This is a genomic window from Sorangium sp. So ce131 (assembly GCF_051519095.1).
Taxonomy (GTDB): Bacteria; Myxococcota_A; Polyangia; order Polyangiales; family Polyangiaceae; genus Sorangium.
The window spans coordinates 2364851-2384345 of sequence record NZ_CP150455.1; the positions used below are offsets into that span (position 1 = coordinate 2364851).

Consider the following 19495-nt stretch of genomic DNA (forward strand, 5'->3'; position numbering starts at 1 on the left):
CGCGGAACATCTCGACGAGGGCGTTGTGCTCGAGCGTCGGCATGACGCTGGACCCCTCGCACACCCCATACCGGCGCGAAACCACGGGGAAACGCGAGCAAGGAGCCCTCTCGAGGGGTGGCGGCGCCATGGCGGAGGGGGCGGCCGGCCTCCCGTGCTGAGGGCCCAACGCGTTGGGTTTCAGCTGGCGGCGAAGCCGCTCAGCTGCAAACCCTCGTTCGGCGGCCGCGGAATCGACGCCCATAGGCGCTCATGTCTCGATGTTCTTCGATTGACGACTTGCATCGCGATAGGCGCGCGGCGAGCAGCCGACCTCGCGCCGAAACGCCATACTGAACGCGCTCTCTGACGCATACCCCAGCTCAAATGCCAGCTCTCCGATGGCGCGATTGGTCGTCCGTAACGCGTCTTTCGCGAGCGACATCCTCCACTGGATGGCGTAAGCGAGTGGTGGCTGCCCGACGAGCACTTTGAAGCGCGCAGCGAACGCTGTGCGCGACATGCCCGCCACGCGCGCGAGATCGGCCAGCGGCGTCCCCGTCGCCACGCTGGTGTGGATATGGCGCAGCGCGGCGCCGATGCGCGGATCGGCGAGCGCACGGAGCCAACCTAAGCGAGCGGGGCTGTTGCCCTCGGAATCGAGCCAGCGCAGCGCGTAGATCAGCACCAGCTGCGCGAGCTGGTCGAGCGCGCGCACCCGACCGTGCTCCGCGGCGCGCACCTCGTCGATGAGCAGCCGCGTCACACCGCGCAACGAGCTCGCCTCGTCCGCCGGGATGCGCGCCAACGCTGGCAGCGCCTCGACCAGCAGGTGGGCGTTCGCGGGGTCCAGCGCGAAGCGCCCACCGACTAAATGCACGACCGGCTTCGTTCGCCCGCCGCCGAGTCGGACGACGCGCTTCTGGGTGCTGCGAAAGAGCTCGTTCGCGCTTCGGCTCGGAGTCTCCATGTCGCTGGCAATCATGTACGGCGGCGGGCCGCCAAGCAGGAAGACGTCGCCCGCGCGAAGCCTCTTGGCCGAGCGTCCGCGAATGGCGATCAGGCACTCTCCCTCGACGACGACACCGAACTTCACCCCAGGATAGCCGTCGAACGCGAGGCTCCACCGACCATGGGCGCGCAGCTCCGCGGCGAGTACTGCCTCGGGCCGCAAGAGCGCGAGCATGTCTGCGAGCGGATCGCGAACGTCCGAGGTCACGGTCTGGACGATACATCAAAAAATGAGGCCGATCCATCATGGTAAGCGTGATGGCGTCGCGGTACAGGTAAGCGCCTGTTCCGAGGAGACCGACATGACGTTCAAGGTGATGGCGTTCGTGATGACCTTTGCCGGCTGCCTTCTCGGCCTCCGCTTCCTCTTCGCCGGGGGTTCCGTGCTCCAGGAGTGGGGCATCGAGGTGACCGCTGGCTCGCTGATCGTGGCTCGCCGGATCGGCGCGATCTATCTCGGCCTCGCCCTGATGTTCTTCCTCGGAAGAGCGGCTGCCCCCTCGGAGCTCCGCTCGGCGGTGTGTCTGGTCACGGGGGGAGCGAGCGCGCTGCTCGCGTGCCTCGGGTTCTTCGAGTTCATGAGCCAACGAGTCAGCGCTGGCATCTTCCGCTCGGTCGTCGCAGAGGCGGTGCTCGCGGCAGGCTTCGTCTGGGTCTGGTGGAGCGGACGATGACCGCAGCGGATGCGGACAAGGGGTGCAAACGCTCTCCGATGTCGAGCGTCATCGATGCGACCCCCAGGCGCGAACCTTGCCCGCCGAACGCCTTGCCAATCTGCTGCGGGGCGGGCTGCCGCGCGAAGCGCGGTTGCCCGAACCGTCAGCCGCATTGGCATGTTCGGCGCCCGGTCAGGAAGAACGAATCACGCGACCGCCACCGCAGCTTGCGTTCTCCCGTCGTCATTTTGAAGGGCCGCGCGTCCTTCGTCGGCGCGCGGGCTGCCGCCCCGATGCCGCCCCGAGGCGCTTCTGAATCGCAGCCTGCGTTTGGCGGGGCAGCGTCGCGAGGTACTCCTCCGACAACGCACGAAGCATCGCGTCCGGCAACGCGAGCACCGCCTGCGCCTCGGTGAGCCCTGCGAGGCGCTGCTCGGGCGCGAGCCCCGCGAGGCGCTGCTCGGGCGCGTACGCCTGCAGCACCTGCTCGGGCGCGAGCCCCGCGAGGCGCTGCTCGGGCGGCAGCCGCGCAACGAGGCGTGCCAGCGCCTGCTCGAAGCTCTCGACGACCCGCTTTTCGTCCTTCATGTGCCGCTTCCTCTGCCCCGGGAGGGGGTGTCGAACCTGCTCGACATGCTCCAGGAGCGCCCAGAACACCGCGACCTCCGCCGGGGAGAGCGCCGGGATGCCGCCGGGGTCGGCGACCATCCCAGGGGTCACAGTGTACAGCAGATGCTCGCCCTCGCGAGCGTTGGCGGCCACCGTCTCCACCACCCGCAGCGGGAAGACCCCGAGCCGCCCCTCCTGCGTGCCCGGCCCGGTCGGTGTGAGCGTGCAGCCCAGCGACCTCAGCGCCTCGGTGAAGCGCGGGGTCAGGCGGGGCGCGAGCACGCGGAGGGCGACCGCGCCGGGATCGTCGATCTCGGCAACCACGAGGTACTGGAGCGCGTACGCGAGGAGCATGCGCGCGTCGTCGCGCTCGAGCTCGTCGGTCGGCCCCTTGAAGTGCACCAGCGTGTGCTCGGCCAGCTCGCCCACCACGCTCGTGAGCAGGCGCGGCCTGGGTGGGGCTCCGCGACGGCTGCGACGGAGGATGACGATGTCGACGCGGAGCGGCTCGCGGGCGAGCTGGAACTCCGAGATGCACTGGTACCAGCCCTCGGGGAGCACGTGCTCCAGGAGCGCGACGAGCACCGGGTGCCAGGCGGTGTAGACGCGAACACGCCGCTGTCGCTGCGAGGAGCGAACCTCGCGCGTCGTCGCCATGCGGTTGCCCTTCGCCATCAGGAGCAGCGCTACCACGACCGTCGCCGGCCGGCGACCTCGTGGCGCGGCGCGGTGACATCGGCCACGACGTACTTTGCCCCGCGGCGTTCCCGCCCCGCATCGGACGTCGGGCGACAACAACCGCCGGCTACGCTCTCCGGCGCCGAACGTCCTGCCGGTCTGCCGCGGCGCGAAGCGCCGCCGGCAGCAGCGGCTGGTTGGGCGGCTTCATGGTTCAATCCTCAGGTGGATGCCAACCCGCGATAACCCAACCCCGCCGGGCTTCCACGAGCTCGGCACGATTCAGGCGAACCGCAGCGATCGTAGCTCGGCCAGTTGGCGTCTTGCCGATGATAAGAGATCCCTCCGCGCTCCAGCCGAAATGATCCAACCAGACCTGCTGTCGTGGGTTGAAGAGACGCACGACTTCCCCGGTGTGCGGGTCGGGAGCGGCGATTCGATTGCCCTTGTGATCGTTGCACATCGAGCACGCGAGCCAGAGGTTCTCCCTGGCGGTAGGTCCGCCCAGCGACTCAGGGATAATGTGATCGATCTCCATCGGCGTGCCGATGATACGCGCCGAGGTCAGGCAATAGCCGCAGCGATGGCGCGCCTCACTGGAGACCTGCTCACGCAGCGCCCTCCCGATGTAGCTACGGCTCATGTCCTTGGTGAAGCCACGAGACGTCATGACCTCGCTGTTTGAGCAGGGCGGCAGATCGGGAACGAACCAACATGATCCGCGTGTACTCCTTCATGAGCGTCGCCAGCGCCTCGATGTCCGACGCAGAGAGCCCTTCGCTCTGGCGCTTGATGTGCAGTTCCTCGAGGTCCGCGGCCTTCTCCGGGGCGAGGCTCTGCCTGGCGGCCCGCCATAGATCCTCGTCATCTAGCAAGTGCAGCGCCGCGATGGCCTCCGCCATGTCGACCGGCAGCTCGTCGGGCTCGTCCGGGAGGGAGGTTGCCACCGCATCGACGAGCTCGGCCTCGACGGTTCGTTGCGTCTTCTGCGCGCGGCGAGCCAGGCGCTCGTACAGCGGCTCGGGCAGGTTCACGGTAACGGCTTGAACGGCCATGTCCTAGTTTACGATGGGCCGCCGAGGCAGGCAAGCTCGGCGGCGCACGGCGCCGCCGACGCGCGGCCGGCCGATCTCCTCTGCTGCGCCATGATCGGTACCATCGTCTGCCCAACGATTTGCCCATCTGCTGCCGCGCGAAGCGCGGTCAGCAGCATGGGCTTGTTGGGCGGCCACGTTTCAGACCCAATTGTCTACTCGCAATCCGTCAACCCGGCTAAAATGCTTCGTGTTATTCGTTACGAGGGTCAGGTCGAGCGCGAGCGCATGCGCCGCGATCAGGGCATCGAAATCGCCGATCGGCTTACCTTGATGGACGAGAGTTGCGGCAACCGAGCCGAACTGCGCGGCCACTGCCTCATCGAAAGAGACAACCGTTACACTTGCAGCAAAAGAGTCGATTATGGAGTGCAGCTTACGAGAGCTGCGACGATCGGCGCCATATCGGAGCTCTGCGAGCGTGATCACGCTCATGCAAATCTCCGAAGGCTTGTGCTCAAGAAGTCGTGTAGAGACACCACCGAAGCCGCGGAGCGCGAAGCTAACGGTGTCGGTGTCGAGCATGTACTGGAGCATCACTCGAACGGATCCTCGATGTTGTCGACGGAACCCTGCTTGGGTCGGTCGATCTCATCCGGCCACGCCCCTAGGCAGGCGCGGAAGCTCGCAGGCCACTCGTCCAGCGGTTCCAGGATCACGCGACGCCCTTCGCGTCGTATGAGCACCTCGCCCTCGGGGAACCGATACTCCTTGGGAAGCCTGACCGCCTGACTTCCTCCGTTCTGGAAAATTTTTGCCCGGATCGCTCCCATATCTTGAACGTATATACCGAAGTATATACGCGTGTCAAGCGGATCTTGGCGTAAGACCCTCGCACCCGGCTCCTCGCGCCCACCTACCCGCGCCTGCCTCGCGCCTGGCGTCGAACTCGCTCGCTCATCGGTCCGCCCAACGTGCGCATGAGCTGCAGCCACCATAAGCAAGCAGCGCGGCTGAAGGACGCGCTGCGCCGCGTTGGTGACTGTCAGATCCATGCGCGGGTTGGGCAGCTCTTTCTTCATCGTGATCTCCAGTCCCGATGAGCCCGCGATGATATCACGGCCCCTTCTGGGGACGCCTTGTAGAGCAGATCTGCGCGCGAAACGAGCACTTTGCAGTATCGGTCAGCGAGGCTCGCCGATGAGACCGCGCAATAGAAGGCGGAGAGAGCCTTCCGAAGCCGTGCCGCCGATCGTTCTCAATTAGTCGCGTTCCCAGGTGAAGAGTACCCTATACGGGCGAGGAGTCGGGAATTGCTCCGGCGTATGTTCCTCGACTATGTACATTCCGGTGGGTATGTAAAACGCTTTCGCTTTCACAAACTCGATTTTACTCGTACCAGGAGGCACCTCGATCCAAACCGGCCCATGGTGTTCATCTTGTGTAGAGATGGAACCAAGCTCACTGAAGTCGTCAGCAAGAAGGCGAATTCGCTTGAGCCAGGTGACGTGATGAGCAGATTGCAGCCCGATTGCGCGAAGCCCGTTTCCCGTCCCGAAGTCCTCTTGAAACGCCGTGATCTTATCTTCGCCGCTCTGGACGAATATTGTTGTCTGACCAAATACGGTTTCGGGCCAATTGACTCGATCTGCCATGGGGAGGTTCCTCTGATTCTGGTCCAGCGTCAAAGCGTGAATGGAAGCGCGAGGCAAGGGTCCGGATGGCCCGGCCGTCATGCCACTTTGTGCTCCTTGGTGCTCAATCCTTTTGCCAGTCGAACGTGATCTGTCGCCCGAGAAAAGGTCGGAGTTCTTCTGCGGGCAATTCATACATGCCCGTATGCACGCCGAAGACCTTTGCCTTCACGAAAAGGAGCGTTGTTGCGTGGAGACGACCCGCTGCGATGGTCATGTCGCCAGTCAGAGCGCCCTTTTCCGCTTCAATCTTGGTGACCGCTCCGCCTCCGTGTGCCTCGATCCCCTTGAACCACATCCCGGGAGCTGTCTGGAGACTGATCGACACAAACTGTGGGTCGATCGATCCGTTCCTCTCAATCACGATGATGTCGCCGTCCGCAAGCGGTGTCACAACGCCATTGTGAGGGATCGGCTTGATTGCGAAGTGCGCCAACCTGAGACTGTGTGCCATACTATCCTCCTGAGTGGATGCCGCAAGCGTTTCCTCAGAACTGCACCCTTCGCGCTGTGCCAGCGAGCGGGACGGCGGCGTAGTTCATCAGCGCGTCGCGATCTTGATGATTGATCTCAGCGGTGAGGTCTTTGGTGATAATGGCGAGCGTGCTGAATTCGTAGACCTGTTCACTGCCGCGGAAGCGAGGGAGCAGGACGCTGAATCGGTATTGACGGTTGGCGCGGTCGGATGGCAGGGTGACAACGGTGATAAGAGTGCCAATAGGCAACTCCTGCGTGTCAATCGTCGCGCCGGAATGCGACACGTTGTGACCTTCAATCTTCCCAGTGAGCACCGGCTGACCGCTGATGCTGGTGGTTGAATAGTGAACTTCGACGTTTTCACCTTGGAGGTCGAACTGGTTCGGCTGCACGTCCGTCGTGGTCATCTTGATGATCTCCTCGTTGCACTTTCCGAAAGCTGTCAATTCGTCACGCCTGCCCAACGTCGCAATCATCTGTCCCGCGCGACATATCTTCGCATTTTTGCATGTAGGCTGCGAACCGCGGTGCCCGATCACCGTGTTCTCGCGGATGAGTCGCGGCACCCCGCAGCATATCTAGATATCCCCGCGGATAGGTCGCGATCTTCCGCAGGCTATCTGCGCATCTCCGGAGATAGGCCGCCGCTGCACAACTACGTATCGGCGTTGAGGGGCTTCGGACGGCGACGGTGCGCCGAGAAGCAAAATGCGTGCCTGTAATTGATTGCCTCGAGCGACTGATGTGCGGCCCAAATATCCGCTGGCCGCCGCAACTCGCGCCCGCCCTGCGCCGATAAGGGTCAATGCGGGTCCGACGAACCGGCCCTAACCACTGGGAAGCACCCCCATGACCCTCATCGAAGCCGTGCGCGCCACCATCCGGCGCCTGCATTACTCGCCGCGTACCGAAGAGGCGTATGTCCACTGGATCCGGGCATTTATTCGCTTTCATCACGGCAAGCACCCACGGCAGATGGGCGCGGAAGAGGTCACGGCCTTCCTCAACGATCTTGCGGTCGCGCGCCGCAGCGCGGCGTCCACGCAGAACCAAGCGCTGTGCGCGCTCCTCTTCCTTTACAAACGGGTCCTCGACCTGCAGATACCCCGGCTCGAAGCGCTCGAGCGTGCCCGCCGGCCGGAGCACCTCCCCACGGTCCTCTCGCGACAGGACGCTCTCACCTTGCTCGAGCACCTGATCCCACCTTTTCGGCTCATCGGCGAGCTCCTCTACGGAAGCGGCCTCCGCCTCCTCGAAGCGCTTTCGATTCGCGTCAAAGACGTCGACCTTGATCGACAGCAAATCATGGTGCGCCGCGGGAAAGGACAGCACGATCGACCGGCCTTGCTCCCCGCTCGGGCGCGCGACGAGCTGCAGGCCCAGCTCGACGCCGTGGCGCAACGGCACAAGAAGGAACTCGCGGCTGGCCGCGGCGAGGTCGACCTGCCCCACGCTCTGCGAGCGAAGATGCCAGGAGCAGCCACGAGCCTCCCCTGGCAGTACCTCTTCCCCGCCTCTCGCCCTTGCACCGATCCAGCGACGGGTCGACAGGTCCTCTACCACCTGCACGAATCGGCGGTGCAAAGGGCCGTGAACAATGCCGGACGGGCGTCGGGGCTCACCAAGCGCGCGACATGCCATACCCTCCGCCACAGCTTCGCGACCCACCTGCTCGAGGCGGGCACCGACATCCGGACGATCCAGACATTGCTCGGCCACAAGGATGTGCGGACCACGATGATCTACACCCATATCGTCGACCGCGGCCCTCTCGGCGTGATCAGCCCTCTCGACCGCTGATCGCCACTTCCGCGTGGAGCGCCTTGAACCCCGACCCCATGCCGTCGTGCCACCCCCACGCATCGTGGAAAGATAGCGTATCCGACGGCTGCCCCACCTTGTCAAGGAGGCCAGCGCAGGCGCATGCGGGGTCTCCGCCGGACGAAGGCGCGACCGAGCCCACGACGCCCTGCCGTTCCGAACCGAAGAAGAAGCCCTGGAAAGGTCCGGCCGATCAGCGGCGGGGCTATTCAGTTTGCCGCGGCTTGCGGAGTCATCCATCACGCGGGACGGCGTCCGCTGTCGTAGCGAAGCGCGCGTCAACGCTGAGCCAAGCGCGCGGACGGCCGGGGCTGTCGAGATGCGGCCAGCGGGATGGCGTCAGGTCCCGACGGAACGCTTGCGCGGCCGACCTCGCTTGATCTCCGGCATCTCGGCGCTGCGAAGAAGAACCCCGGGCGACACATCGAGCGCGTTCGCGAGCCTGACGAGCGTGCCGAGGCTCATGCTCTGCCGCCCAACCTCGATCGCCTGCATCGTCCGCAGCTCGATCCCGGCGGCTTCCGCGAGCTGCTCCTGCGTGATGCCGCGCTGCTGGCGTAGACGCCGCAGGTTCGCCGCGATGTAGAGCAGGAGGGTATCGAGCGTGAGCGTTCGCACGCCGTTCGCGTACCCCCGCGCCGGGTTCAGAATAATGATCCAGCAGATCGGATTTCCTTGACCTGCCGGCTGTCGATTCGTAACGTGGCGAGACCACAAAAGTGCCGCCCGCGGGTGCTGGTAACACCCCGGGCGGCGTGGCCGAACCCCGCGCAAACGAGGTCCGACATGGAAACCGTACGTCTACGCCCTGACCAGGGCCAAGAGATCGATCCGCCCTCTCGTAGCCGCCCCCGCCCCGCTGCTCACCGCGGGCTCGCCCGCCCGCCCAAACCCCTTCATCACCAACCCCCGCACCCCGCCGTCTACCTCGACCCCACCGCGCTCCTCGCACAGCGCCCGCTCATCCGCAGCACCCTCCGCGCCCGCGGCGTCCTCCCCGCCGATCTCGACGACCTCACCCAGGATACCCTCCTCGGCGCCTGGCGCAGCCTGCGCGCCGGCCGCTTCCGCCCGTCCCCCGCGCTTCCTCCCGCCGACGCCCTCCGCCGCTGGCTCGCCGGCATCGCCTCGCGGCAGGCCTCGCACTACCGCGACAAGGCCCACCGCCGCCACGAGCTCCCCGCGGTCGACCCTGACCGCCTCTCCGCCTTCGCCGCCCCCTCTCCCGAGGCCCGCCTCGTCGCCCGCGGCCTGCTCCGCGCCTTCCACCGTCTCCGCCCCGAGCTGCGCGAGCTCCTGTCGCTCGCCGCCACCGGCCTTTCCTCGCTCGAGATCGCCGCCTCCCTCTCGCTCCCGCGCCCTACGGTCGCTACCCGCCTGCGCCTCGCGCGCCGCCTCTTCGCCCACGCCCTGACCCGCTCTCGGAGGTGGCCCCGATGAGCCCGATGAGCCGCGCCCCCGTCGACGCCCCCGCCGAGACGGCGGCCGAGCTGCCGACCGCGACCGAGGCCGCCCTCCTCGAGATGGTGCTCGGCCTGCCCGGCGTCGGCCCGCGCCTCCTCGGCACGGCCGCTCTCCCCTCGCTCGGCCGCCTCTCGCCCGCGGCGCTGGCCGAGCGCACCCAGATCGCCCTCTTCGACGCGACCCGGCTCGCCGCCGCCTTCGAGCTCGGCCGCCGCTACCACGCCGCCCGCGCGCGCCGGGGCGCGCTCCTCAACGACGCCGCCCGCGTGGCGCGGTACTTCGGCCCGCGGCTCGCCTCCCTGGTCCACGAGGAGCTCTGGATCGCCGCACTCGACACCCACGGCCGCGTCCGCGAGACGCGCCTGCTCGCCCGCGGCATCGACGACGCCCTCTACGTCGGCCGCGCGACCGTCCTGCGCACGGCGCTGGACATGGCCGCCCACAGCTTCGTGCTGGCCCATAACCACCCGAGCGGCGACCCGACGCCGACCCCCGAGGACGAAGCGATGACCCTGGAGCTGCGCCACCTCTCCGCGGAGCTGCACGTTCCGCTCAAGGCCCACGTCATCGTCACGCCCAGCGGCCGCTACGCCGCCGTCCACGAGTAGGCCTCGCGGGGCGCAGCGCCCCGCCGCCGGCGCGCTGCGCTCCTGCGCATCCAGCCGCCAGCCTCCCGCGCCCCGCCCCGGCCGGGAGCCGGGAGCTCCGTAGCTTCAGGCAGCGGCACGAGGTGCTGGAGCACATGGCGCCACCGCGGGACCCAACCCAGGGCACCGCATCGAGGGTCGACCCGCACCCACGCATCGTCTCCGGCGACCGCCGGCGCGCCCTCGTCCGCACCGGGGCCCCGCATCGTGCGCCCGACGTGCGATCTCCACCCGTATGGCGCGCGAGAAAGGCGCTCGCGAGGCGGGGCGGTGGGAGCCACCAGGCCGCTGCGACGTCCAAGGCGGGAGGACTGCGACGGGCGTACGCGCTCAGGGCGATGAAACCCGGCCGGCCTCGGGAGCCATGCTCGCTCGCTATCGTCGGGGATCACCACCGTGGTACAGTGGGTCAGGAGCCCGAAGCCGATGCGTGACCGCCCAGGCGAACGAACTGCGGCTGAACCGTCCGACGCCGAGAAGAGCTGGGACCAGCGGATACTCGAAAGAGTCCCCTCTGGTATCGATACCTCGCTCATCGCCGAGAACCTGCGCCTGACGCCCACCGAGAGAGTCGAGCGCATGCGGAAGGCACTGGAGTTCATCGAGGAAGCGAAGGCGGCCCATGGTCACCGACTATCGGCGCGTCGTTGAAGCGCTTGTCGGTGACCATGTTGATGTCGTGATCATCCACGGGTCCGCGGGTAATTCAAGGCCGATTTCGAGCGACGCGTGCGCTCCTGCACGGCAGCAGGATGGGAGGTCGGCTCCGCTGGATCTGGTAAGGAGCTCGGATGTCGGCCGGGAGCGAGCGTGGGGCGAGGGAGGACACCCGTCGGAACGACACCCCGCCTCGCGAGGGACCGGCGGCGAGCCCTTCCCGTGCGAGCGGTTTCTGCTAGACTCATGGTGTATGTCGATGGTCGACACCTCGCCGCAAGCGGACGCACGCTACCACGAGCTGCTCCGGCGCATGCCTCCGGAAAAGCGGCTCGAGGCTGCGATGCGGCTGAGCCAGGCGGTCCGTGAGCTCGCCCTCGCGAGCATCCGTGCTCGCCACCCAGCGGCGGACGACCAGGAGCTTCGCGTCCGCCTCACGGTGAGGCTGTACGGCCACGACTGCGCGCGCCGGCTGTTCGGTCACGTGCCGATCGACGCCACGTGACGCCATGAGCAGCTCGACGGATGTCGTCTCCGCGCTCGACGTGGCGTTGCGCGTGGCCGCCGCGCTCGAGAGCCTTGGCTGCGAGTACTTCATCGGCGGCAGCCTCGCGAGCTCCCTCCAAGGTGAGCCGCGCGCGACAAACGATATCCATCTGGTCGTCGCGATGATGCCCCGTCATGTGCGCGCGTTCGCGGAGCTGCTCGGCCCGGACTTCGAGGTGGATCAAGACGTGCTTCGCGACGCCCTGATCCGCGGAAGCTGCGCGAACATCTTCTACCTGCCGATGGTGACGAAGATCGATATCTTTGCTCTCGGGCCGAATCCCTACGATGAGGTCGAGTTCAGTCGCCGGCGAAAAGTCAAGGTCCGCGCCAGCGGAGAGGAGCTGTTTGTCAAGGCTCCGGAAGATACCATCCTCCGGAAGCTGCTCTGGTACCGCGAAGGCGGTGAAGTCTCGTCCAAGCAATGGCGTGACATCGTCGAGGTGCTTCGTGTCAGCGGGGCCGAGATCAACGACCAATATCTCAGCATGTGGGCTGAGAAGCTTCGCGTCGATGACCTCCTCACGCGCGCGCAAGCTGAGGCCGCTGCGAAGCTCGGCTCGCAATAACTTGCTTGAGAGATGAGCTCGCACCCAGATCGCCCTCGTCGACGCGACCCGGCTCGCCGCCGCCTTCGAGCTCGGCCGCCGCTACCACGCCGCCCGCGCGCGCCGGGGCGCGCTCCTCAACGACGCCGCCCGCGTGGCGCGGTACTTCGGCCCGCGGCTCGCCTCCCTGGTCCACGAGGAGCTCTGGATCGCCGCGCTCGACACCCACGGCCGCGTCCGCGAGACGCGCCTGCTCGCCCGCGGTTCCGACGACGCCCTCTACGTCGGCCGCGCGACCGTCCTGCGCACGGCGCTGGAGATGGCCGCCCACAGCTTCGTCCTGGCACATAACCACCCCAGCGGCGACCCGACGCCGACCCGCGACGACGAAGCGATGACCCTGGAGCTGCGCCACCTCTCCGAGGAGCTGCACGTCCCGCTCAAGGCCCACGTCATCGTCACCCCCAGCGGCCGCTACGCCGCCGTCCACGAGTAGGTCTCCTCGCGGGGCGCAGCGCCCCGCCCCGTCGCCGGCGCGCAGCGCCCCTGCGGCGGGCCGTCCAGCCCCTGCGCATCCAGCCGAAAGCCTCCCGCGCACCGCCCCAGCCGGCAGCCCCGCCGCACGTTCGCTCTCGTCATCGCGATCGCGGCTGGCCGGGGAGGAGCCGGGGTGCTCCTCGTGCTAGGCTCGACGGCGAAGCGGGCTTGCCTCCCGCGTCCACCCCAGCGCGATGTCGACCGCCACCGTCACCCTCGCTCTCCCCGAAGCGCTCTACCAGCGACTGAGGGGGACTGCGCTCGCGACCCGACAGCCGCTCGAAGCCGTGATGCTAAGGGCGCTGAGCCTCGGCAGCCCTCCCGCCTGGGACGACGCGCCCCCGGAGTTCCAGGTCGACCTCGCCTGCCTGGACAAGATGGACGACCAGGCGCTCTGGCAGATCGCAAAGAGCCACAGGTCCGAAGCAGAGCTCGCGCGCCATGACGAGCTGCTCGACCGGAACACCCAGGGGCTCCTCACGCCGGTGGAGCGCATCGAGCTCGAGCGTCTTCGCCACGAGAGCGACCTGTTCATGCTCCGCAAGGCGCACGCTGCGGCGCTCCTGCGATGGCGCGGGCACGCGGTCGCTTCTCCGTAGCGCGCCCTCCACGAGAGGGAAGACGGACTGCGGTGTCAACCTACGTCTCCGAGCTGCTCTGTTCTCGTATCGAGGAGGCCGATCGGCGGCGCTGTCAATACTGCCTGACAAGCGAGGCCAATAGCGGAATTCCCCTGACCTACGATCACATCACGCCGGTCTCGAAGGGCGGGCCGACCTCGTTCGAGAATGTATGCCTCGCATGCCGCCCATGCAACGAGTTCAAGGCAGGCGCCACGGAGTCGGTCGACCCGCTGACGGGAGACGTCGTGCCGCTCTTCAATCCGCGCCTCCATCTGCGAGCAACCCCGGGTAGAGCCCCTGGCTGCTCCGGGTCCAGGGGCGGACAGCCCCTGGTCGGGCCTGGGGCGAAGCCCCAGCGAGGCGCTCACCCCGCAGGCCCTGCATCCGCAACCGGCACGCGGCCGATCGCGTATGGCAGGATTCGTGCGATGTTGCGCGCATCGTCGATCCCGCGGTGGTGTGTCCCGTGGAGTGGGAGTCCGAGCCGCTCGAGTGCGCTCGCCATGCCGTAGCGCTGGGTCACCCCGAGCGTCGCGGAGAAGCGCTTCTTGATGTTCATGTGCCCCTGCAGCGGCAGGGGCACACCCCAGCGGGCCGCGTCGATCTCGAACTGCTTGCGGTCGTAGTCGCCCCACGAGCAGAAGAGCGCCTCCCGCTGGCCGACGAAGCGCCCGAGCGCCGCGATGGCTTCGGGGAACGTGGGCGCGGCGTCGACGTCTGCTTGCGTGATCGTGGTGAGCTTCGTGCAGAACTCCGTGAGCTTCGGCCGGATGACCGGGCGCACGAAGGTGGCGAGCTCGCTCACGGGCTCGAGCGTCGCGCCGTCCACGAGGACCGCGCCGATCTCGATGATCTCCATGATGCGCTCGGGGATGCGGCCCTCCTCGTCGCACGTCGCCTCCAGATCGATCACCAGGAAAAATGCAGGTTCCTTTCCCATGTCCGTCCTCCTTTCTGCTGAACCTTGATACGATCCGCGCGAAGAACATGCCCGGACACGAAACCGGACAGGCCGCTCCCGCAGGCTTTTCCTGGGAGGATTACGTCGCCTGGCTCGTCGCGCAGCACGGCTCCCTGACCGCGGTCGCCGAGCGGCTCGCCTCCCTGCGTGGCTACGAGGACGACGTCACCTCGATCGAGCGCGCCCTGCGCCGGCTGCGGACGCGTGGCCAGCGGGACGGCGGGACCTGGGGGGCACGCGCGCTCGCGGCCTTCGGCTTGCCGGACGCGCTCACCGAGCGCGCCCGCTGGATGGGCGCCTATCACTCGCGGTTCACCGACCTGCCCCTGCCCCTCGCCCAGGACCTCTTGCGCCTCTGGGATCGACCGCCGGTGAGCGAGGATCCGACCTCCCACGTCTTCCTCGCCCTCGCCCACGCCACCTGCGTGCTGCGCGGCGACGACCGCGAGGCCGGAAAGACGCACCTCGCCCGCATCCGGCCGCTGCTCGGAAAGGCCCCGCCCGTGGCGCGGGTGGAGGCGCTGCTCACGGAGGCCTTCCTGGCGAGCCGTGATGATGTCGCGCGCGTGGCCGGCCTGCTCGACGAGATCGAGCCGCTCTTCGAGCTGCCGATGCCCGCCAACGACCGAGCCTGCCTGTTCGCCCGGTGGATCGATCAACGCGCCTTCGAGCGGAACCGCTCCTGGGGCGGCAAGCAGCCGGATCCGGCGGCTGCGGAGGCGCTTTACCGGCGCATCCCGGAGGACGGTCCGGCCTTCGCGCGGGCGCGGCGGGCGAACGGGCTAGCGTATGCGCGGTGGAAGCAGGGTTTCCCCGAGGAAGGCGCGGCGCTCGCGCGGGAGGCGTGCCGGCACGCGGGGGACGGCGGGCACATGCGGATGCGCGCGATGGCGCTGAACATGCTGGCGCGCATCGTGGGCGGCGAGGAGGGCGCGGAGGCGAGGCGGCGGGCGATGGCGATCGCGAACGAGCTCGAGGACGAGGTGCTCAGGCTGCGGTTCGAGCGGCGAGCGGGAAACAAGGGCCGAGGTGGTCTTTGAGCCAGCTCGGATCCTTCGGGCTCGAGAAGTTCGTGCGCTCGGGAGCTGGTGACGTCCGCGCGGCTCGAGGCCAGGGTCCACACAACCCGCACCTCGCCGTGAAATGGTGATGGTACGGTGCTCGCCATGCGAGCTCTCACCTGCCTCTTCGCCACGTTTCTCCTCGCCGCCTGTGGCTCGAGCGAGCCAGCCGCGGTCACGCCTGCGTCCATGCCCGCGCCGATCGTCTCCAGCGCGGCGGCGCCGCTCGCCGCGAGCGCGGCGCCGGTCACCCCGGGCCCGACCCTGGAGCGGCTCGCCGCCGACACGCCGAAGACGACCGTCGCCGGGAACATGTTTATTGCGCCCGCCGGGTGGGGGATCACCGTGCGCGAGCCGGCGACGATCCTCGAGCCGCCGGAGGGCGACTCGCATATCGCGATCGTCGACGTGCAGGCGAGCGACGCCGACGCGGCCGTCGCGGCGGCGTGGAAGGCGTACCGGCCCGACGCGAGGTGGCCTCTCAAGGTGGCGAGCGACATGCCCGATAAGGACGGCTGGTCGAAGAGGCGCACGTACGTCTACCAGACGTCGCCGAACGAGCGCCGCGATGTCCTCGCCAACACCATGCTCGCGGGGGGCACGTGGACGGTGGTGATCTACGACATGACCCAGCCTGTCGGCGAGAAGCGGGGCGGCCAGGTCAGGGCGATCTTCGATCGGCTGCTGCCGAAGGGCCGCAAGCGTGAGTCGTTCGCGGGCAAGGCGGCCAACAAGCTCGATCAAGCGCGGATCGCCGCGCTCGGCGCGTTCGTCGAGGCCGCGCAGAAGCAGCTCGGCGTGCCCGGCGTCTCGGTCGGCCTCGTCCAGGACGGCAAGGTCGTGTTCGCCGGCGGCTTCGGCGTGCGCGAGCTCGGCAAGAAGGCGCCTGTGGACGCCGACACGCGCTACATCGTCGCGTCGAACACCAAGGCGCTGACGACCTTGATGCTCGCCAAGCTCGTCGACGAGAAGAAGCTCACGTGGGAGACGCCGGCGACGAACGCGCTCCCGAGCTTCAAGCTCGGCGACGCGGACACGACGAGCCGCGTGCAGGTCAAGCACCTCATCTGCGCGTGCACGGGCATGCCGCGGCAGGATCTGGAGTGGCTCCTGCAGTTCAAGGGGATCAAGCCTGAAGGCGCGATGGCGGTCCTCGGGACGATGCAGCCGACGAGCCAGTTCGGCGAGCTGTTCCAGTACTCCAACCCGCTCGCGGCGGCGGCCGGGTTCATCGGCGGCCACGTCGCCTACCCGAAGATCGAGCTCGGCGCCGCGTACGACCGCGCGATGCAGGCGCTGGTGTTCGATCCGCTCGGGATGAAGGCGACCACGTTCGACTTCGCCCGCGCCCAGCAGGGCAACTCCGCGGTCGCACACGCGCCCGACGTCGACGGCAAGCCGGCGCTCGCGATCAACGCCGTCAACACCTCGATCATCCCGGTGCGCCCGGCGGGCGGCGGGTGGAGCACGGTCAACGACATGCTCAAGTACGTGATGATGGAGCTCGCCGAGGGCAAGCTCCCGAACGGCGCGCAGTACATCTCCAAGGACGCGCTGCTCGCGCGGCGGGCGCCGCAGATCGCGATCGGCGTCGACGCGACGTACGGGATGGGGCTGACGGTCGACCGCACCTACGGCGTGCCCGTCGTGCGCCACGGCGGCGACATGATCGGTTACCACAGCGACATGCTGTGGCTGCCCGAGCACGGCGTCGGCGCGGTCATCTTGACCAACGGCGATCCGGGCTGGCTGATCCGCACGGTGTTTCGCCGCAAGCTGCTCGAGGCGCTGTTCGACGGCGAGCCGGAGGCGGACGCGCAGATCGCGGCGCAGGGCAAGAAGTTCTTCGACGATCTCGCGGCCGAGCGCAAGCTGCTCACGGTGCCGGCCGACCCTGCGCACACCGGAAAGCTCGCGCCGCGCTACGCGAACGCGGCGCTCGGCGAGGTCGCGGTTGCGCGGGCCGGCGCCGCGACGGTGTTCGATTTCGGCGAATGGAAGAGCGAGGTCGGATCGCGCAAGAACCCCGACGGCTCGATCTCGTTCCTGACGATCGTCCCCGGCCTTGTCGGGCTCGAGTTCGTGGTCGGCGCCGGGCCGAAGCGCGCGCTCGTGCTCCGCGACGCGCAGCACGAGTACGTGTTCGAGGAGCGCTGACCGCGATCGTGCGCGCGGAATGCCCCTTGCGGCACGCATCGCCGGCTCCAGCTCTCGCGGAGAGAGAGCGGAGAGCTGGGGGATTTCACATGGAAATGACCGAGGCGGTGGCGACGCGAGAACACCCGGAGTCGCTCGACAGCCCGGCGGCCAGCGGCGATGAGCGCCGGGCGGCCAGGGCCGGCGACGCGGGCGAGCAGGAGCGCGAGCGGCGGACTCCGGAGACACCGGCCGATCGCGGCGGCACGATCCCGCACGATGACGCGCCGGCCTCGACAGAAGAGGCCGTGGACGAGGCGTCGAGACAGTCCTTCCCCGCGAGCGACCCTCCGGCCTGGATCGACATCCAGGCCGCCTGACAGCCCACCTCGACCTCGCCCGCGTCGCGCCGCGAACGGCCAAGCTGGATCGACTTCCGCGTCGCGACGCGCCTCTCGCAGGAGGTCCAGCGGGCCAGGAGCCCCGACGCGCTGGAAGGCACGCTGACCTACATGTCACCGGAGCAGACCTGGCGCATGAACCCAGCGCTCGATCACCGCACCGACCTCTACTCTCTCGGCGTCACCCTCTACGAGATGCTCGCCGGCGCCGCACGCGCCTCGGCGCGCGGCGCGCGGCGCGCCCTTCGTAGAGCCGCTCCACGCGGCGCCCAGAGCGCGACGCAGCCGCCGGCGCGTGCGATACGGTTGCAGCGCACCATCTTTTGCGGCAAGAGGACGCCGAGGGATTCTTCCTCCGACGGAACGAAGACACACGAGAACATGCAAATTCCGAGCAACCTCACGTCGCTGGTCGACGAAGGGCTCATCGACGAGATTGTACGACCGCTGATGAGCGGAAAGGAAGCGGTGGTCTTCCTCGTCCGGTCGGGCGGCGAGCTGCGCGTCGCGAAGGTCTACAAAGAAGCGCACAACCGCAGCTTCAAGAACCGCGCGGCGTACACCGAGGGCCGCAGCGTGCGCAACAGCCGCGACCAGCGCGCGATGGACAAACGCTCGCGCCACGGCCGGGCTCAGGACGAGGCCGCCTGGCGCTCGACCGAGGTGGACATGATCTACCGCCTGCGCGACGCAGGCGTCCGCGTGCCGACGCCGTACCTCGCGATCGACGGCGTGCTCGTGATGGAGATGGTCGCCGACGCCGACGGCTACCCCGCGCCTCGCCTCGCCGAGACGAGCCTCGACCGAGATCAGGCCACGTGGGTCTACCAGCGCCTGATCGGCGAGGTCGTGCGGATGTTGTGCGCCGGCGTCGTACACGGCGATCTGTCGGACTACAATGTGCTCATGAGCGCCGACGGGCCGGTGATCATCGACTTCCCCCAATCGGTGGACGCCGCGAAGAACCAGAACGCCAGGAAGCTCCTGCTCCGTGACGTCGACAATCTCCATCGCTTCCTCGCGCGCTTCGTGCCCGAGCAACGGCGACTCGCCTATGGCGAGGAGATGTGGGAGCTCTACGAAAGCAGCGCGCTCACCCCTGAGACCCGATTGACCGGCCGCCATCGGGTCTCCGCGCGGAGGGTGGATACCCGCGCCGTGCTCGACCTCATCGGCGAAGCGAACCACGACGAGCGCAAGCGCCGCGAGCGTCAGGGCATCAGCATGCGGGGAGCGCCGAAGACCGCCCAACCGCCCGCGCCCGCCCCCGAGGCGCCCAGGACCGAGGGGCGAACGACCGAGGGACAACCGTCGGTGCAGTACGAGGCGAGGCAGCGACCGCAGCAGCATGGACCGAACCATCGGCCGGCCCAGCATGCGACGGCGCAACGGCCCGCGCAGCACCAGGCCGCGCAAAGGCCGCAGCACCACGAGGCGCCGCAGAGGCCGCAGCACCACCAGGCGCCGCAGAGGCGGCAGCACCACGAGGCGCCGCAAAGGCCGCAGCACCACCAGGCGCCGCAGGGGCGGCAGCACCACGAGGCGCCGCAAAGGCCGCAGCACCACGAGGCGCCGCAGAGGCGGCAGCACCACGAGGCGCCGCAGAGGCGGCAGCACCACGAGGCGCCGCAGGGGCGGCAGCACCACGAGGCGCCGCAGAGGCGGCAGCACCACGAGGCGCCGCACAGGCCTCAACAGCACCAGGCGACGCAAGGGCCGCCGCAGCACCAGGCGACGCAAGGGCCGCCGCAGCACCAGGCGACGCAAGGGCCGCCGCAGCAAGGGGAGCCGCTGGCGGCGTCGCGGCCACGCCGCCGTGTCGTCATCTCGGTGAGCACCAGCGATCGGCGTTCGGGCACGCGCCGGAACTCCTGAGGTGCTTTCCAGTACGGTGGCCGCCGCGTGGACGCTGGGAGAGCGTGCTGGAACATCGGTCGGCTGGCGGCGGGACGCTG

At 68.3% G+C, this 19495-nt stretch carries 22 protein-coding genes and 2 pseudogenes; 13 read left to right on the plus strand and 11 right to left on the minus strand.

The window, feature by feature from the left end; all coding sequences use genetic code 11:
• Nucleotides 1-250: 250 nt before the first annotated feature.
• A complete protein-coding gene (locus WMF43_RS08785) occupies nt 251-1198 on the minus strand; it encodes an AraC family transcriptional regulator (protein ID WP_437679028.1) in 948 nt (315 codons plus the stop codon).
• Between the two features lie 94 nt (nt 1199-1292).
• On the opposite strand from WMF43_RS08785, the gene WMF43_RS08790 reads away from it, so the two are divergent.
• Complete coding sequence (locus tag WMF43_RS08790) at nt 1293-1664, plus strand: hypothetical protein (RefSeq protein WP_437679029.1); 372 nt, start codon at nt 1293-1295, stop codon at nt 1662-1664.
• A 225-nt stretch (nt 1665-1889) separates the two neighbouring features.
• Here the strand turns inward: WMF43_RS08790 and WMF43_RS08795 are convergent, their stop codons facing one another.
• From WMF43_RS08795 to WMF43_RS08830, 8 genes are all read right to left on the minus strand, one after another.
• A complete protein-coding gene (locus WMF43_RS08795) occupies nt 1890-2948 on the minus strand; it encodes a hypothetical protein (protein WP_436616892.1) in 1059 nt (352 codons plus the stop codon).
• Between the two features lie 199 nt (nt 2949-3147).
• On the minus strand, nt 3148-3603 hold the full coding sequence (locus tag WMF43_RS08800) for an HNH endonuclease (protein ID WP_437679030.1): 456 nt from the start codon (nt 3601-3603) through the stop codon (nt 3148-3150).
• Entirely contained in the window at nt 3566-3988 is a 423-nt protein-coding gene (locus WMF43_RS08805) for a hypothetical protein (RefSeq protein WP_129344495.1), read from the minus strand. Before WMF43_RS08805 ends, WMF43_RS08800 begins: the two co-directional genes overlap by 38 nt.
• A gap of 180 nt (nt 3989-4168) precedes the next feature.
• Nucleotides 4169-4564 (minus strand): PIN domain-containing protein, encoded by a 396-nt coding sequence (locus tag WMF43_RS08810; protein ID WP_437679031.1) that lies wholly within the window; start codon nt 4562-4564, stop codon nt 4169-4171.
• Nucleotides 4564-5049: an antitoxin gene (locus WMF43_RS08815; protein ID WP_437679032.1), complete on the minus strand. Its 486-nt coding sequence runs from the start codon at nt 5047-5049 to the stop codon at nt 4564-4566. The genes WMF43_RS08810 and WMF43_RS08815 overlap by 1 nt, the downstream gene beginning before the upstream one ends.
• Nucleotides 5050-5229: 180 nt before the next feature.
• Nucleotides 5230-5622 carry a hypothetical protein gene (locus WMF43_RS08820; protein ID WP_437679033.1) on the minus strand — a complete coding sequence of 131 codons (393 nt, stop codon included), beginning with the start codon at nt 5620-5622 and terminating at the stop codon, nt 5230-5232.
• A gap of 103 nt (nt 5623-5725) precedes the next feature.
• A complete protein-coding gene (locus WMF43_RS08825; RefSeq protein WP_437679034.1) occupies nt 5726-6115 on the minus strand; it encodes a hypothetical protein in 390 nt (129 codons plus the stop codon).
• Nucleotides 6116-6149: 34 nt separating this feature from the next.
• The gene (locus tag WMF43_RS08830) at nt 6150-6545 is read right to left on the minus strand and encodes a hypothetical protein (protein WP_437679035.1); all 396 of its coding nucleotides are present in this window, start codon (nt 6543-6545) and stop codon (nt 6150-6152) included.
• A gap of 442 nt (nt 6546-6987) precedes the next feature.
• Here WMF43_RS08830 and WMF43_RS08835 point away from each other — a divergent pair, with 442 nt between their 5' ends.
• Nucleotides 6988-7938 carry an integron integrase gene (locus WMF43_RS08835; protein ID WP_437679036.1) on the plus strand — a complete coding sequence of 317 codons (951 nt, stop codon included), beginning with the start codon at nt 6988-6990 and terminating at the stop codon, nt 7936-7938.
• A 360-nt stretch (nt 7939-8298) separates the two neighbouring features.
• Here the strand turns inward: WMF43_RS08835 and WMF43_RS08840 are convergent, their stop codons facing one another.
• On the minus strand, nt 8299-8577 hold the full coding sequence (locus WMF43_RS08840) for a helix-turn-helix domain-containing protein (RefSeq protein WP_437679037.1): 279 nt from the start codon (nt 8575-8577) through the stop codon (nt 8299-8301).
• A 168-nt stretch (nt 8578-8745) separates the two neighbouring features.
• Between WMF43_RS08840 and WMF43_RS08845 the strand changes: the two genes are divergently transcribed.
• The 7 genes and pseudogenes from WMF43_RS08845 to WMF43_RS08875 form a co-directional block, all read left to right on the plus strand.
• Nucleotides 8746-9399, plus strand: a complete 654-nt coding sequence (locus WMF43_RS08845) for an RNA polymerase sigma factor (protein ID WP_437679038.1) — start codon at nt 8746-8748, stop codon at nt 9397-9399.
• Nucleotides 9400-9404: 5 nt separating this feature from the next.
• Nucleotides 9405-10031 (plus strand): JAB domain-containing protein, encoded by a 627-nt coding sequence (locus tag WMF43_RS08850; RefSeq protein ID WP_437683977.1) that lies wholly within the window; start codon nt 9405-9407, stop codon nt 10029-10031.
• Between the two features lie 949 nt (nt 10032-10980).
• Nucleotides 10981-11232, plus strand: coding sequence for a hypothetical protein (locus WMF43_RS08855; protein ID WP_437679039.1), 252 nt, complete (start codon nt 10981-10983; stop codon nt 11230-11232).
• 4 nt (nt 11233-11236) lie between these two features.
• Nucleotides 11237-11842, plus strand: coding sequence for a hypothetical protein (locus WMF43_RS08860; protein ID WP_437679040.1), 606 nt, complete (start codon nt 11237-11239; stop codon nt 11840-11842).
• A gap of 19 nt (nt 11843-11861) precedes the next feature.
• Nucleotides 11862-12317 (plus strand): annotated as a pseudogene (locus WMF43_RS08865) (JAB domain-containing protein); the annotation flags it as partial.
• A 331-nt stretch (nt 12318-12648) separates the two neighbouring features.
• On the plus strand, nt 12649-12957 hold the full coding sequence (locus WMF43_RS08870) for a hypothetical protein (protein ID WP_437679041.1): 309 nt from the start codon (nt 12649-12651) through the stop codon (nt 12955-12957).
• 32 nt (nt 12958-12989) lie between these two features.
• Nucleotides 12990-13247, plus strand: a pseudogene (locus WMF43_RS08875) (HNH endonuclease); the annotation flags it as partial.
• Between the two features lie 98 nt (nt 13248-13345).
• Here the strand turns inward: WMF43_RS08875 and WMF43_RS08880 are convergent.
• Complete coding sequence (locus WMF43_RS08880) at nt 13346-13921, minus strand: exonuclease domain-containing protein (RefSeq protein ID WP_437679042.1); 576 nt, start codon at nt 13919-13921, stop codon at nt 13346-13348.
• Nucleotides 13922-13968: 47 nt separating this feature from the next.
• Here WMF43_RS08880 and WMF43_RS08885 point away from each other — a divergent pair, with 47 nt between their 5' ends.
• From WMF43_RS08885 to WMF43_RS08900, 4 genes are all read left to right on the plus strand, one after another.
• Nucleotides 13969-14982 (plus strand): hypothetical protein, encoded by a 1014-nt coding sequence (locus WMF43_RS08885; protein ID WP_437679043.1) that lies wholly within the window; start codon nt 13969-13971, stop codon nt 14980-14982.
• A gap of 126 nt (nt 14983-15108) precedes the next feature.
• Entirely contained in the window at nt 15109-17160 is a 2052-nt protein-coding gene (locus WMF43_RS08890; protein ID WP_437679044.1) for a serine hydrolase domain-containing protein, read from the plus strand.
• An 89-nt stretch (nt 17161-17249) separates the two neighbouring features.
• Nucleotides 17250-17519: a hypothetical protein gene (locus tag WMF43_RS08895; protein ID WP_437679045.1), complete on the plus strand. Its 270-nt coding sequence runs from the start codon at nt 17250-17252 to the stop codon at nt 17517-17519.
• Nucleotides 17520-17921: 402 nt separating this feature from the next.
• Nucleotides 17922-19415 carry a PA4780 family RIO1-like protein kinase gene (locus WMF43_RS08900; RefSeq protein WP_437679046.1) on the plus strand — a complete coding sequence of 498 codons (1494 nt, stop codon included), beginning with the start codon at nt 17922-17924 and terminating at the stop codon, nt 19413-19415.
• The last annotated feature ends 80 nt before the right edge of the window (nt 19416-19495 follow it).

Bases quoted from the DNA above. Each gene is read 5' to 3' on its own strand.
- WMF43_RS08790 (WP_437679029.1), top strand. From the start codon at position 1,293: ATGACGTTCAAGGTGATGGCGTTCGTGATGACCTTTGCCGGCTGCCTT.
- WMF43_RS08800 (WP_437679030.1), bottom strand. From the start codon at position 3,603: ATGACGTCTCGTGGCTTCACCAAGGACATGAGCCGTAGCTACATCGGG.
- WMF43_RS08805 (WP_129344495.1), bottom strand. From the start codon at position 3,988: ATGGCCGTTCAAGCCGTTACCGTGAACCTGCCCGAGCCGCTGTACGAG.
- WMF43_RS08810 (WP_437679031.1), bottom strand. From the start codon at position 4,564: ATGCTCCAGTACATGCTCGACACCGACACCGTTAGCTTCGCGCTCCGC.
- WMF43_RS08815 (WP_437679032.1), bottom strand. From the start codon at position 5,049: ATGAAGAAAGAGCTGCCCAACCCGCGCATGGATCTGACAGTCACCAAC.
- WMF43_RS08820 (WP_437679033.1), bottom strand. From the start codon at position 5,622: ATGGCAGATCGAGTCAATTGGCCCGAAACCGTATTTGGTCAGACAACA.
- WMF43_RS08825 (WP_437679034.1), bottom strand. From the start codon at position 6,115: ATGGCACACAGTCTCAGGTTGGCGCACTTCGCAATCAAGCCGATCCCT.
- WMF43_RS08830 (WP_437679035.1), bottom strand. From the start codon at position 6,545: ATGACCACGACGGACGTGCAGCCGAACCAGTTCGACCTCCAAGGTGAA.
- WMF43_RS08835 (WP_437679036.1), top strand. From the start codon at position 6,988: ATGACCCTCATCGAAGCCGTGCGCGCCACCATCCGGCGCCTGCATTAC.
- WMF43_RS08845 (WP_437679038.1), top strand. From the start codon at position 8,746: ATGGAAACCGTACGTCTACGCCCTGACCAGGGCCAAGAGATCGATCCG.
- WMF43_RS08850 (WP_437683977.1), top strand. From the start codon at position 9,405: ATGAGCCGCGCCCCCGTCGACGCCCCCGCCGAGACGGCGGCCGAGCTG.
- WMF43_RS08855 (WP_437679039.1), top strand. From the start codon at position 10,981: ATGTCGATGGTCGACACCTCGCCGCAAGCGGACGCACGCTACCACGAG.
- WMF43_RS08860 (WP_437679040.1), top strand. From the start codon at position 11,237: ATGAGCAGCTCGACGGATGTCGTCTCCGCGCTCGACGTGGCGTTGCGC.
- WMF43_RS08870 (WP_437679041.1), top strand. From the start codon at position 12,649: ATGCTAAGGGCGCTGAGCCTCGGCAGCCCTCCCGCCTGGGACGACGCG.
- WMF43_RS08880 (WP_437679042.1), bottom strand. From the start codon at position 13,921: ATGGGAAAGGAACCTGCATTTTTCCTGGTGATCGATCTGGAGGCGACG.
- WMF43_RS08885 (WP_437679043.1), top strand. From the start codon at position 13,969: ATGCCCGGACACGAAACCGGACAGGCCGCTCCCGCAGGCTTTTCCTGG.
- WMF43_RS08890 (WP_437679044.1), top strand. From the start codon at position 15,109: ATGCGAGCTCTCACCTGCCTCTTCGCCACGTTTCTCCTCGCCGCCTGT.
- WMF43_RS08895 (WP_437679045.1), top strand. From the start codon at position 17,250: ATGGAAATGACCGAGGCGGTGGCGACGCGAGAACACCCGGAGTCGCTC.
- WMF43_RS08900 (WP_437679046.1), top strand. From the start codon at position 17,922: ATGCAAATTCCGAGCAACCTCACGTCGCTGGTCGACGAAGGGCTCATC.